This window comes from Bosea sp. PAMC 26642, assembly GCF_001562255.1.
Classification (GTDB): domain Bacteria; phylum Pseudomonadota; class Alphaproteobacteria; order Rhizobiales; family Beijerinckiaceae; genus Allobosea.
Genome location: NZ_CP014301.1, coordinates 132765 through 146159, shown reverse-complemented (window position 1 = coordinate 146159; position 13395 = coordinate 132765). Strand labels below are relative to the sequence as shown.

Here is a 13395-nt window from a genome sequence, read left to right as displayed (position 1 = left end):
AAATCCGACAGGGCGTCCCAGTGTTTCCTTACCGCTGACGGAGTGGTGTGCTGGCGATCCGGGCGAGCTCCTTCAGATGCGCCGAATAGGCTTCGTAACCACGGCGGACGGCCTTGGCCTGCAGCGCAACCGCGTCGGCGGCGCTGTCGGAGCGGGCGAGCGTTTCGGCATCGTCCAGCGTCGCCTTGAGCGAAGCGCAGGCGTGATCGAGCATTTTGGCCTGAAGCGCGCCGAAGGTGCGCGCCATGGTCAGTGTCTGCGTTATCAGCGCCGTGGCGCTCAGCTGGGCGAATTCCGGAACGGGCGGCATTGGGGTCGTCAGCGGCGTGGCTTTGGATGGAATCGGCTTGGCTGCCACCTTGGCGCTCTCGATCGTCTTTGCAACTATCTTCCGGGTCGTCTCGGCCGCCTGCTTCGTGAGGGCGGCACCGGCATCGACGACCGGCCTGGCCGCGGGGGCGAGCTTTGCAGGAGCTGTGGACGCGGCTTTTACCACCGCCTCCGCAGAGGACGCAGCCTTGGCCATGCCAGCAGCCGGGGCCGACTTGGTCGCGGGGGATTTCGGCGCAACAGACTGGGCTGCGGCCGATTTGGCTCCAGCAGACTTCGCTGCGGCCGACTTGGCCCCAGCAGACTTGGCTGCTGCCTTGGGTGGCGGCGCCTTTTCGATGCGGGTCTTGAAGGGCGGCACGCGCATCGTCGTGGATTCCGCCTTGGCCTTCTTGGCGGGAGCGGAATGTTTCGCGGGGGCAGCAGCCGCTTTTGGAGTGGCTTTCGCGGGCTCGGGAGCCGAAGCAGCCGCTGGCTTCGCCGATACGGGCGCAGGCGACGGCGCGGCGGGCTTTACCTCTGCAGGCTTGGCTTCCACGGGCTTGGCTTCCGGGATCTTGGCCTCAGGGATTTTGGCCTCAGGGATTTTGGCTTCGGGCATCTTGGCCTCGATAGGCTTGGCCTCGGGGATCTTGGCCTCGACAGGCTTGGCTTCGGCCGCCTTGACCTCGATGGGCTTCGGATCGGGCGTCTTGGCGACGGGCTCGGCGGTCTTGACGGACGCAGGCTGCGCCTTCGTCTCGATCGCCGTGACACCGGACATCGCGGTGACGGGCGCAAGACTGATCGGCATCTTGATCGGAGCGGGCTTGACCATCGCGGTTCTCCTTCAACGATGTAACAGCGGAGGCCGGGCTTGAGGCCCGGCCGATTCGGCTATCGTGCGGTCGCCGGATGCGATGGACCGAGGCCCGCCGGCTACCGACTCATTTCATCTTCGTCGCCTTGGCGGCCGTGTCGGCCGCCTTGCGCGCGACATCCTGAGCAGCCGAACCCATTTCCTTGATCTGGGTCTGGAGCGAAGCCATCTGCGACTTCATGAATTCCGACTGGTGCTGCATGACTTCGGTCAGGTCCTTTGACCGGACCATCTTCTGGGCGAGGTCGAAGGCGGCCGCGACATTGGTCTCCGCATAGGTCATCGCCTTGCGGGTCATGTCCTGGGCGTTGACGCGAGCGGTTTCGGCAGAACCATGGGCGGTATCGACCGCTTTCGTCGCGGCGCCGATGAATCCGTCGAAGGCCTTGCGGGCCTGGTCGACGCTCTTCTCGGCGAACTCACGCATCTCGGTCGGGACTTCGTTGGGAAACTTGGCGTTCATCGGGGCATCCTCCTTGGGTTAGCGACTGGCCGTTCCGGCTATTGTGCACTGCAATATCATTGTTGCGCTGCAATGACAACGCCGGAGCGGACGTCACGTTCCCACGTTAACGCTGTTTTGACGAGACGCGGGACAGCGACGCAAGGTTCCATGGATTTGCAATCGTTTGGAGGCTATTAAGGAGTTGTTAGCCTTAATGGCGCGGACCAGACGAGCGGGCGGATGAACGAAGCCGAAGAGAACTGGGCGCGCCTTGGCGCGGCGGTCGCGAGCGATGCCGCAATGGCGTCTTTCGCGAACGGCGCCCTGCTGCTCTGGGACAACGACACGGCACGGCCGGGCTATCTCGACGCGGCCGCGCGCGCGCTGCTCGGCGCGGACAAGGCCGAGGCCCACCTGCCGCCGGCGACGCTGCAGCGCTTCGCGCTTCTGGCCGCCGGGCTGGCGCCGCGCAATGCCGTGCGGCTCGAACGGCTGAGACTGACCTCAGGCTTTGCCGCGACGATGGTCACCTGCGGCTGCATGCTCGCGACCGGCGCCGATGGCGCGCCGGTGCTGGCCGTGGCAGTGGCTGCGTCCGAATTGCGCCGCCTTGGGATCGTGGTTCCCTCTTCCGAAGTGCCGGCCGCCGCGAGCACCGCCCCGCAGGATGGCGTGCCTGCGCCGGCTGTGGCCGATGTTCCCCAGGCCGCACCGAAGCGCGCCCTTGTCCGTTTCCTTTGGCAAAGCGATGCGGCCGGCCTGCTGACACGGGTCTCGCCCGACATCGCCGAGGTGATCGAACGCGCTCCTGACACCTTAATAGGGCGCAACTGGAGCGATCTCGTCGCCGGCGACGTGCTCGACGAGGACGGCAAGCTCGCCCACCTGCTGGCCACACCCGCGACTTGGAGCGGCCATAGCGTGCTGTGGCGCGTGGGGTCGTCCGACGAGGGCGTGCGGGTCGAGCTCTCCGGCGTGCCGGTTCTGGATGCCGACAGGCAGCTCGCCGGATTTCGCGGCTTCGGCATGGCCCGACCGCAGGAGCGCGAAGCGTTCCCTCTCGCCCAAGCCTCCGATCCAGGGCCGGACGCGATCGCGCCCGAGCCCGATATGACGGTGGTTGTGGCCGAGGACCTTGCGACGGCGGAGATCCGGCCGGAGCCGGCCTTTTCCGAAGCCGAAACGGGCATCGACAGCGACACGATCGAAGCCGCCGGGGACTTCGCCCCCGAGACGGCCGAGATTCTTGATGCGGACGCGCCCCCGGCTTTGCCCGAAGCCGACGAGCTTGCCAACGACGAGGCTCCGCCAGCCGCGCCTGCCGAGGCCCCGTCTCCGGTTGCTGCCAGAACAGGTAGCGAGCGTGTGCCGCCTTCGCCCGGCGCCAACATCGTGCCGCTGCGCAATGGTCATCTGGCGTCGGTCCGGCCGATGCTGGAGCCGTCGAAGCCCAATCTCAGTTCGGCCGAGCGCAATGCCTTTCGCGAAATCGCCAAGGCGCTGGGCGCACGGATCGCTGGCGACGACGAGGTTGCCCCACGCCTGCCGCCGGCTGCCTCGCTGCAGCTGAGGGAGGACCGCCGCCGGCCTGCGCTCCCGGCTCCTGCGGACATCGAGCCCCGGATCCCTGCCGTCGCGACGCCAGGAAGCGAGGTCGTAGCGCCGCCCCCCGCCGCGCCTGTCCCCGAGACGCGCTCGCGGCTGCCAAACTCCCATGCCGACGTGCTCGACCGGCTGCCGGTCGCTGTGCTGGTCAATCGCGGCGACACGGCACTCTATGCCAACCGGACGCTGCTCGACCTGCTCGACTATGCCGATCTCGACGATCTCATCGCTGGCGGCGGCGTCAGCCGCCTGATCAAGGAGGCGACGCGTGCCGATGGCGGCGCAATGATCCTGATCGACCGGCTGAGCCATCTCGTCAGCGTCGATGCGGTGATCTCCACCGTCTCCTGGCAAGGCGAGCCGGCGACGCTGATGGCCTTCCGCCATCCCGGCGGTGGCGGCGAGGTCAAGGCTCTGACACCGGAGGAGGCGGAGGAAGCCGAGCTTGCAGCCGAGTTCGAGGCCGAGGACGCCGAGAGCGCGGCGCGTGTCGAGGCGCTTCGACTTGATGTCGATGCCCGCGAAGGTCGCATCGCCGAACTCGTGGCGATGCTCGACACCGCGACCGACGGCGTCGTCACCGTGGACGAGCGCGGCCGTGTGCTCTCGCTCAACCGGACGGCCGAGGCGCTGTTCGGCTACGACCAGCGCGAGGTCACGGGCGAATTGTTCACGCTGCTGTTCTCGGCGGAGAGCCATGGGCCGGCGCTCGACTATCTCGAAGGGCTGAAGGGCGGCGGCGTCGCCTCGGTGATGAACGACGGTCGCGAGGTTATCGGCCGCGTGCGCCAGGGCGGCAGGATTCCGCTGTTCATGACGATGGGCCAGATCGCCGACGGCGCCGAGCGGCGCTATTGCGCGGTGCTGCGTGACATCACGGCCTGGAAAAAGACCGAGGGCGAACTGGTCGAGGCGCGCAAGGCGGCGGAGAAGGCGAGCGCGCAAAAATCCGACGTGCTCGCCAAGATCAGCCATGAGATCAGGACGCCGCTGAATGCCATTATTGGCTTCGCCGAGGTGATGGCGGAGGAGCGCTTCGGGCCGATCGCCAATGAGCGCTACAAGGAATATCTGCGCGATATCCACCAGTCGGGCGGCTACGTCATCAGCCTCGTCAACGACCTGCTCGACCTCGCCAAGATCGAGGCCGGCAAGCTCGATCTCGATTTCGAGAGCGTCAACCTGAACGAGATCGCGCTCTCGGCCGTCGCTTTGCTCCAGCCCGAGGCCCAGCGCGGCCGGGTGGTGCTGCGCTCGGGGCTTTCGCCGAAACTGCCGCCGGTCGTCGCCGACCAGCGCTCGATCCGGCAGATCGTGATCAACCTGCTCTCGAACGCCGTGAAGTTCACCGACGCAGGCGGGCAGGTCATCGTCTCGACGGCGCTCGGCGATCAGGGCGAGGCGATCCTGCGGGTGCGCGACACCGGCATCGGCATGGACGACAGCGAGATCGCGCTGGCGCTGGAGCCCTTCCGCCAGGTGCCGACGACGCGTCGCAAGGGTGGCACGGGGCTCGGACTGCCGCTGACCAAGGCGCTGGTCGAGGCCAACCGGGCGGCGATGACGATCACCAGCGTCAAGAAGGAAGGCACGCTGGTGGAGATTACATTTCCGCCGCAGCGGGTACTGGCGGGGTAGGAGGTGGGAGTGGCGCCTCAGGGTCAACAGCAGACATAGCGTGCGATGTTCACGACTTGCGGATCAGGGCGCATCAGCCGACATACCTTTCTCTGCCATAACCTCCAGTCTTGCTGACGACACGAGCCACATCGCCATGCGCTCGGCTGTTTTGTCCCGGGGATCCCTCCAACGGGCGACTTGCATCTTGGAGCAGGCGTGCACCTCACCCGGCTCAGCCAGACGCACAAGGCGTTGTTGACGTCGAGCATCGGCGACGAGAAGCGACCGCGCTAGAGCCACACCATTGCCGTCCATCGCCGCCTGGAGGGAGCTACCGATATCGGGAAAGCGCATCGATTCGTGGCCTGCAGCTCCCCGCAGCCAAGTCGCCCAGGACCATTCCCGCCCTGTTTCTTCGCCCCGACGCCCCTTCGCCAGGAGCGGAAGCGCCTGCCAGTCCAGCCCAGGCCGAATTGTTCTGAGGAGCTTCGGTGTGGCAACGGGGAAAACACTCTCCGGTGGAAATGGCAGATCGCAAGCTCCTTCGATCCTGCCCGCGTGCGGCAGCCATAACAGGGCGAGGTCAACCTCGGCGCGCGCAGCCGCGCCCGCCGTGTCCCAGGTACAAACCTCAATGGACAGGTCCGGGAAGGCGCCGCAGAGAGCCGGAAGGCGGGGCGACAGCCACCAAGCCAGCAGTGACGTGCTGAGACCGAGCCGGAAGGCGCGGGGCCCCGACTGGTTGGCGACCCGGCGTCGCATACCTGCGAGTGTGCCTAGCAGCGGAGCGAGTTCGCCGGCGAGTCGCAAGCCGGCCTCGGTCGCGCGCAGGCCGGGGTTGAGCCGCTCAAGCAGAGGGACGCCGAAGAAGCTTTCCAACGCCCGTATCCGGCGACTGACGGCGCTCTGCGTCAGGCCGAGTTCATCGGCGGCGAGCGTCATGCTGCCTAGCCGTAGCACAGCCTCGAAAGTCAGCAGGCCCGCGAAGGGCGGCATCTGGGCTGAGATCGAAAGCACATCGCATGAAATAACTTCATGGCGTGCAAAGCAATGCTCATTTGCCCTGGGGGTGCCTGACAAGCCATGCCGGAACCATGCAGCACTCTCCGGAACACGATGCCTGGAATGCCCGTGGCCGGCTAACCGCGGCCACGCTCGGCCTCGGAGCCTTCCTGGCGAATTTCGACGTGACCTCAGTCGTGGTCGTCATGCCGGCAATCGGGACGGACCTCGGCATCCGCGTGGACGTCTTGGCCTGGATCATCGACGCCTACAGCCTCGCCTTTACCGCGACCTTGCTCGTGGCGGGCGCCCTGGCCGACCGCTTCGGCCGGCGTCGGTCGCTCATCATCGGGAATGCATGGTTCCTCTTGGCATCCCTTGCCTGCGGCCTCGCGTGGAACAGTCCGCTCTTCCTGATGGCCCGCGCGGCGCAGGGCTGCGGTGCGGCCTTTCTGGTGACCGGGGCTTTCGCCTCAATCGCGACCGCGTTTCCGGCTCCGGGAACGCGTGCGCGGGCCTTCGGTATCGTCGGCGTCGTTTCCGGGGTCGCCATGGCTCTGGGGCCCAGCTTGGGCGGCATGATCGGATCCGGGCTGGGATGGCGATGGATCTTCCTGGCCAACCTGCCATTCTGCATCCTGATTGCGCTCGTGGTGCCGCGTGTCGTGGCCGAGATGCGCGACAGTACGGACAAGCCGCTGGACTTGGTCGGGGTCGCTATCCTGACCCTGGCGCTAGGGCTGGTGATCGAAGGTATTCTGGAAGCCCGCTATTCGCTGATCCGCATGGCGATCGGGCTCGCTGGGGGTGCCGGACTTCTCGCGTTGTTCGCCGTCCGCCAACGGCGGCAGCCCCGGCCGATGCTCGATCCGGCCGTTTTCGCGAGCCGACCGATGGCGGGCGTCGCTGCCCTGCTGCTGGCCGTCTCGGCGGGATACTGGGCCGTCCTCGTCTACCTGCCGCTTTTCCTGGGCACTGCCTTCGGCTGGACGGCCAGTTCGGCCGGGCTGGCGCTGCTGGCCGCGACCCTCCCCATGCTTGTCATCCCGCCCTTCGGCGGTCGCCTCGCGTCCCGGCTAGGCTGGCGGCGGCTGTTCGCAACAGCGCTGACGCTGATAGCGATCGGTGGATGCGCCCTCGCCGCAGCGGCGCTCACGGAACCCACGGTGCTGGCCCTCGCGTGGGCCTTCGCCGGGATGATGCTGATCGGCACAGGGGCAGCGCTGTCCCATCCGCAACTCTCCGGGTCCGTGATGGCGCTCGCGCCGCCGGAGGCCAGCGGCATGGCATCGGCCGTCACCGTAGTCGCGAGGCAGGCCGGTTTTGCGATGGGCGTCGCTGCGCTTGGCGCCCTTACGCCCGCCGACCTATCTGCAACCGGCTTCGTTTGGCCCTTCGGGTTTGCGACCGCTGCGTCGGCGTGCGGAGTACTAGCCTGCCTTCTGCTCCCAAACTCACCCAGCCGCAGGGACAGGCGCTGATTCTGGGGTGGCGTGGCGACAAATCTATATCCGGTCAGGGTCGCAAGCGGATGCGCCCTCCTCCCCAGTTCCGGACATGATGCGCGCAAAACAACTCTCCTGTAAGAAGCGTCGTCGCATCCCTCCTCCGAAGGCCTGCTCCACATGTCCCTGACCATCTATGGCTGCTACCGCTCGCGCGCCTCGCGCAATATCTGGTTCGCCCACGAACTTGGCCTGCGCTTCACCCATGTCCCGGTGATCCAGGTCTATCGCCTGCCGGAGCCGGATGCTCCCGATGCGCCGCTGCACACCCAGAACCCGGACTTCCTGAAGATCAATCCCAACGGGCAGATCCCGGCGATCGACGATGACGGCTTCGTCCTGTCGGAATCGCTGGCGATCAATCTCTATCTCGCGCGCAAGCATGGCGGGCCGCTGGCCCCCAAGGATGCGCAGGAGGAGGGTTTGGCGGTGATGTGGTCGCTCTGGGCGGCGACGGCCTGCGAAGGCCATGCGCTGAACCTGCAATATCATCTGGCGGCGTATCCGCCCGAGAAGCGCAAGCCCGAACTGGTCGAGGCCGCGCTGGCCGCCCTTCCCGGTCCCTTCGCCGTTCTGGACAAGGCCATCGCAGCCAATGGCGGCTTCGTCATGGGCGGGCGCTTCACCGTCGCGGACATCAACGTCGCCGAGATCATCCGCTATGCCAAGCCGGGAACGCAGCTGTTCGAGGCGGCACCGCATGTGAAGGCCTGGCTCGATGCCTGCCATGCCCGCCCCGCCTTCAAGGCGATGTGGCAGGCGCGGGATGCCGAGCCGGCCTGACCAGAAAGCGGGTGGTGGCGAACGGCCGAGGGTACTAGCGAAGGCTGCGCGAGCCGAACACGCCGCAACAGCCAGGAACCTCGCGATGGAACCCGCTCCGACCTCTTCCACGCCGTCGATGGGCCTGCGCGAGTGGGTCCTGCTCCTGACTCTCTCGCTTTTGTGGGGCGGCTCGTTCTTCTTCGGCAAGATCGCCGTGGGGGAATGGCCGCCGCTCGTCGTCGTCCTCTCCCGCGTCGGCCTGGCTGCGCTGGTGCTCTATCTCGTTTTGCGTGCTCGGGGCCTGAGCATGGCGGTCGGCCGAACGATGTGGCTCGCCTTCTTCGGCATGGGACTGCTGAACAACCTGATTCCGTTCAGCCTGATTTTCTGGGGCCAGACCCAGCTCCAGAGCGGGGTCTCGGCGATCCTAAACGCGACCACGCCGCTGTTTGGCGTCATCGTCGCGCATCTGTTCGCAACCGATGAGAAGGCGACGCCGCTCAAGATCGCGGGCGTGCTGGCCGGGATCGCCGGTGTGGCGATCCTGATGGGGCCCGATGCGCTCGGCGGCCTGCAAGGTGCGCTGCTGCCGCAGCTCGCCTGCCTCGGGGCGGCCCTGTCCTATGGGTTCGCCGGTCTCTACGGCCGGCGCTTTCGCGGATTGCCGCCGCTGGTCACGGCGGCGGGCCAGCTCACGGCCACGACCATCATGACGCTGCCGCTCGTGCTGATCCTGACGCCGCCCTCGACATTGCCCGTGCCCTCATGGAACGCCGGTATGGCGCTCGTCGCGCTCGCCCTGCTCTCGACAGCGCTCGCCTATGTGATCTTTTTCGAGATCATGCGGCGCGCCGGCGGCAGCAACGCCATGCTCGTCACCTTCCTGATCCCTGTCAGTGCCATCCTGATGGGCGTCGGCCTGCTCGGAGAAGTGCTGCTGCCGCGCCATTTCGCCGGAATGGGCGCGATTTTCCTCGGCCTGGCCCTGATCGATGGCCGCCTTTTCAGGCGCGGTGAAAAAAACGTCCAGCGCGCGTGATTTGCGGCCAGGCTTTATTGCCAAAAAATTATGAATTGCTCTAGGGTCGCTTTCGCGACGGCAATCGCTATGCGCATCACGAGAGCGACTGGAAGATATCGGAAAACGATACGCCAGAGGGGAGCAGACGGACCATCATGGATGTGCGGCAACTGCGATGTTTCATCGCGGTGGCGGAGGAGCTTCATTTCGGCCGGGCGGCCGAACGGCTCGGACTCGCGCCACCAGCCCTTTCCAGACAGATCAGCGCGCTCGAAGACGAGCTCGGTGTCAGCCTTCTGACCCGCACGACGCGGCAGGTGGCGATGACGCGGGCCGGGCTGATCATGCTGGAGGAGGCCAAGAGCATCCTCGTCAAGATGGAGCACGCCTCGCGGGCCGTGCGGCAGGCCTCGCTGGCATCGGGCAAGGTGCTGCGCATCGGTGCGATCGACGCCGCCTCGTCGAGCTTTGTGCCCGAGGCGCTGGCGAGCTTCCGCCGGCTCTATCCCGGCATCGAGATCAAGTTCGTCGAGGCGATGACCGCGGCGCTGATCCAGATGCTGGAAGCAGGCAAACTCGACCTGGCCTTGACCCGTCCGCCGCGCAAGCCGACCGACTGCGCTTTCGAGGTGCTGCGCGTCGAACGGCCGATCGTGGTGCTCAACGAGACACACCCCCTGGCGCAGCGCGAGCACCTGACGATGCTCGATCTGGTCGGCGAGCCTTTCGTCGTTCCCTCAAAGCGGATCCGGCCCTTCGCCTATGATCTGATGATGGCCTATTTTGAAAGCGTCGGCTCGGTTCCCAACGTCATCATCGAGGCAACCGAAAAGCCGGCCATGATGTCGGCCGTGGCGGCCGGGCTCGGCATGGCGCTGGCGCCCGACTGGGTCTCGCGACTGAGCTTTCCCGGCGTGACGATGCGCAAGCTGCGCGGCGCTCTGCTCGACCCGCCACCGCCCGGTGCACTCGTCGGCATCGCCTGGCGCCCGCACCAGAAGCTCGGCGCCCGCGACGACTTCCTCGCCATCCTGCGCGAAAGCGTGACGCTGATCGACGAGCGGCACGTGCTGCCTTTCATCGTGCCACCGAGCGCAAGACGACCAACCCCGAAGATAAAATACCCAGCCCGCATCGCCGGGTCGCAAGCCGGAGGATCCTGATGAGTTTGAACCCGATCGAAAGGTCTCAAGGAGTGCGCATTCGCTCGACGCAGGATCTTGCTGCCGGGCTGTTCATGATATTGCTGGCGGCGATCGCCTTCGTCATGTCGTGGGAGCTGCCGATGGGCACGCTGCGCCAGCTCGGGCCGGGTATGCTGCCGAAGTCGTTTGCGGCGATCTGCGCGGGGCTTGGTGCGCTGCTGGTGCTGTCGAGCCTGCGCTTTCATGGCGAGGCGCTGTCGGGCTGGTCGTGGCGCGGCGTCTTCTTCGTGCTGGGTGCGGCCTGCGTCTTCGGGCTGTGCATCCGCGGCTTCGACATCGGCCCGATCCATGTGCCGCAGCTCGGGCTGGCCGTCGCCGGTCCGCTGGTCATCCTGATCTCGGGCCTGGCCGCCGACGACTACCGGCCCAGGGAACTGGTGATCTTCGCGGTGGTCATGAGCACGGCCTGCGCGCTCCTGTTCAAATACGCGCTGTCGCTGCCGATCCCGCTCGCGCCCTGGCTCCTGGGAATCTGATACGATGGACATGTTCGCCAATCTCTCCCTCGGCTTCGGCGTCGCGCTGTCGCTGCAGAACCTCGCCTTGTGCTTCGCCGGCTGCCTCGTCGGCACGCTCATCGGCGTGCTGCCCGGCGTCGGGCCCATCGCCACCATCGCCATCCTGCTGCCGATCACCTTCGGGCTCGATCCGGTCGGCGCGCTGATCATGCTGGCGGGCATCTATTACGGCGCCCAGTATGGCGGCTCGACCACCGCCATCCTGGTCAACATTCCCGGCGAGGCGACCTCGGTCGTGACCACGCTGGACGGCCACCAGATGGCCAGGCAGGGCCGCGCCGGCGTCGCGCTCGGCACCGCCGCGCTCGGCTCCTTCTTCGCCGGCTGCGTCGCGACCCTGTTCATCGCCGCGCTGGGCGCACCGCTGACCAAGCTCGCCTTGCTGTTTGGGCCGGCGGAGTATTTCTCGCTGATGGTGATGGGCCTGTGCTTCGCGGTCGTGCTGGCGCGCGGCTCGATCCTGAAGGCCTTCTGCATGATCATGCTCGGCCTGCTGCTCTCCACCGTCGGCACCGATCTCGAGACCGGCCAGGAGCGCATGACGATGGGCTTCCCGCCGCTGGCCGACGGCATCGACTTCGCCGTGCTGGCGATGGGCGTGTTCGGCTTCGCCGAGGTGCTGCGCAATCTCGAGAACACCGAAACCCGGGACGTGGTCCGCGCCAAGATCGGGCGCCTTCTGCCCGACTGGAACGACATCAAGCAGTCGACGGCTCCCGTCATCCGCGGCACGCTTCTCGGCGGCATCCTCGGCATCCTGCCGGGCAATGGCGCGGTGCTGGGGCCGTTTGCGAGCTATACGCTCGAAAAGAAACTGGCCAAGGACCCGTCCCGCTTCGGCAAGGGCGCGATCGAGGGCGTCGCGGGGCCTGAATCGGCCAATAATGCCGGCGCGCAGACGGCCTTCATCCCGCTGCTGACGCTCGGCATCCCGCCCAATGCCGTGATGGCGCTGATGGTCGGCGCCATGACGATCCACGGCATCATCCCCGGCCCGCAGGTCATGACCAAGAACCCGGAGCTGTTCTGGGGCATGATCGCCTCGATGTGGATCGGCAACCTGATGCTGCTCGTCATCAACCTGCCGCTGGTCGGCCTCTGGGTGAAGCTGCTGCAGGTGCCCTACCGGCTGATGTTCCCGTCGATCCTGATCTTCTGCTGCATCGGCATCTACTCGGTCAACAACCAGCCGGTCGACGTCGCCTTCACCGCGATGTTCGGGCTGTTCGGCTACCTGCTGATCAAGCTCGGCTTCGAGCCTGCGCCGATGCTGCTCGGCTTCGTCCTCGGCAAGCTGATGGAAGAGAAGCTGCGCCAGGCCCTGATCATCTCGCGCGGCTCCTTCATGACCTTCCTGGAGCGGCCGATCTCCGCCGGCCTCCTCCTCGTCGCCGTCGCCATCCTCGTCGTCGCCCTCCTCCCCTCAATCAATAAAAAACGCGACGAAGTCTTCACCGAATGACGGGGTTGCGACGCCTCGCGCCCTACCCCAACTCTATTCCCAACAATCTCAGGGAGGATACCCAATGAAGAACCGTGCGCTCGGCCTCGCCGCTGCGATCTCGCTTGCCCTGATGGGCGGCGCGCAGGCGCAAGGCTACCCCACCCGTCCGGTCACCATGATCGTACCGTTCGCGGCCGGCGGCCCGACCGATATCGGCGCGCGCATCGTCGGCGACCACATGTCGAAGACGCTCGGCCAGCAGGTCGTGATCGAGAACGTCGCCGGCGCCGGCGGCACCACTGGCATCACCCGCGCGATGAGCGCCCCGGCCGATGGCTACACTATTGCGATGGGGCATCTGGGCACCTTCTCGGCGGCGCCAGCAACCTATCCGGGCCTGAAATATGACCCGATCAACGGTATCCAGCCTATCGGGCTTGCCGGCGGCATCCCGATCGTGATCGTGGCCAAAAAGAATTTTCCAGCCAAGGATCTGAAAGAATTCGTCGCTGCCGTGAAGGGGGCGCCTGACAAGTTCAACGAGGCTCATGCCGGCGTGGGCTCGGTCTCGTGGACGACCTGCACGCTGCTCAAGGGCCAACTTGGCGTGCCGAAGCTCAACGCCGTCGCCTATCGCGGCACGGGACCGGCCCTGAACGATCTCGTCTCCGGCCAGGTCGATTTCATGTGCGACCAGATCGTCAGCGTCGCCGAGCAGGTCAAGGCCGACACGATCCGCGCCTATGCGATTGCCTCGGCCGAGCGCTCTCCCGCACTGCCGAACGTGCCGACCACCAAGGAAGCCGGCCTGCCAGACTACCAGATCGAGGCCTGGAACGGCGTCGTCGCGCCGAAGGGCACGCCCAAGGAGGTCGTCGACAGGCTCGTCGATGCGTTGAACAAGGCGCTGAACGACGAGGCCACGAAGAAGCGCCTGCTCGATCTCGGCACGGTCCTGCCCACCGCCGAGGAACGCACGCCGGCGGGCTTTGCCGCCCTGATCAAGCGTGACGCCGACAAGTTGAGCCCGGTTCTGTCCGCCGCGCCTAAATAGGCGGTTTGCAGCAGGCAGCCGG

Annotated in this window: 11 protein-coding genes; 8 read left to right on the top strand and 3 right to left on the bottom strand. The window is 66.5% G+C overall.

From position 1 onward, the window contains the following. Window positions 1–28: 28 nt before the first annotated feature. Window positions 29–1147: a phasin family protein gene (locus AXW83_RS00690; protein ID WP_066609764.1), complete on the bottom strand. Its 1119-nt coding sequence runs from the start codon at window positions 1145–1147 to the stop codon at window positions 29–31. Window positions 1148–1256: 109 nt separating this feature from the next. Beyond that, complete coding sequence (locus AXW83_RS00685) at window positions 1257–1652, bottom strand: phasin (protein ID WP_066609763.1); 396 nt, start codon at window positions 1650–1652, stop codon at window positions 1257–1259. A gap of 222 nt (window positions 1653–1874) precedes the next feature. Between AXW83_RS00685 and AXW83_RS00680 the strand changes: the two genes are divergently transcribed. Further along, entirely contained in the window at window positions 1875–4877 is a 3003-nt protein-coding gene (locus AXW83_RS00680) for a PAS domain-containing sensor histidine kinase (protein WP_066609762.1), read from the top strand. A gap of 63 nt (window positions 4878–4940) precedes the next feature. Here the strand turns inward: AXW83_RS00680 and AXW83_RS00675 are convergent, their stop codons facing one another. Then, window positions 4941–5801, bottom strand: a complete 861-nt coding sequence (locus AXW83_RS00675; protein WP_168166038.1) for a LysR substrate-binding domain-containing protein — start codon at window positions 5799–5801, stop codon at window positions 4941–4943. Window positions 5802–5953: 152 nt separating this feature from the next. Here AXW83_RS00675 and AXW83_RS00670 point away from each other — a divergent pair, with 152 nt between their 5' ends. From AXW83_RS00670 to AXW83_RS00640, 7 genes are all read left to right on the top strand, one after another. Continuing rightward, on the top strand, window positions 5954–7342 hold the full coding sequence (locus AXW83_RS00670) for an MFS transporter (RefSeq protein WP_066609760.1): 1389 nt from the start codon (window positions 5954–5956) through the stop codon (window positions 7340–7342). 144 nt (window positions 7343–7486) lie between these two features. After that, window positions 7487–8149: a glutathione S-transferase family protein gene (locus AXW83_RS00665; RefSeq protein ID WP_066609758.1), complete on the top strand. Its 663-nt coding sequence runs from the start codon at window positions 7487–7489 to the stop codon at window positions 8147–8149. A gap of 85 nt (window positions 8150–8234) precedes the next feature. Continuing rightward, entirely contained in the window at window positions 8235–9170 is a 936-nt protein-coding gene (locus tag AXW83_RS00660; protein WP_066609757.1) for a DMT family transporter, read from the top strand. 137 nt (window positions 9171–9307) lie between these two features. Beyond that, a complete protein-coding gene (locus AXW83_RS00655) occupies window positions 9308–10315 on the top strand; it encodes a LysR family transcriptional regulator (protein WP_066609756.1) in 1008 nt (335 codons plus the stop codon). After that, window positions 10315–10833 (top strand): tripartite tricarboxylate transporter TctB family protein, encoded by a 519-nt coding sequence (locus tag AXW83_RS00650; protein WP_082766866.1) that lies wholly within the window; start codon window positions 10315–10317, stop codon window positions 10831–10833. The genes AXW83_RS00655 and AXW83_RS00650 overlap by 1 nt, the downstream gene beginning before the upstream one ends. Before the next feature lie 4 nt (window positions 10834–10837). Then, window positions 10838–12337 (top strand): tripartite tricarboxylate transporter permease, encoded by a 1500-nt coding sequence (locus AXW83_RS00645; protein ID WP_066609747.1) that lies wholly within the window; start codon window positions 10838–10840, stop codon window positions 12335–12337. A gap of 64 nt (window positions 12338–12401) precedes the next feature. Continuing rightward, complete coding sequence (locus AXW83_RS00640) at window positions 12402–13373, top strand: tripartite tricarboxylate transporter substrate-binding protein (protein ID WP_066609745.1); 972 nt, start codon at window positions 12402–12404, stop codon at window positions 13371–13373. Window positions 13374–13395 lie beyond the last annotated feature (22 nt).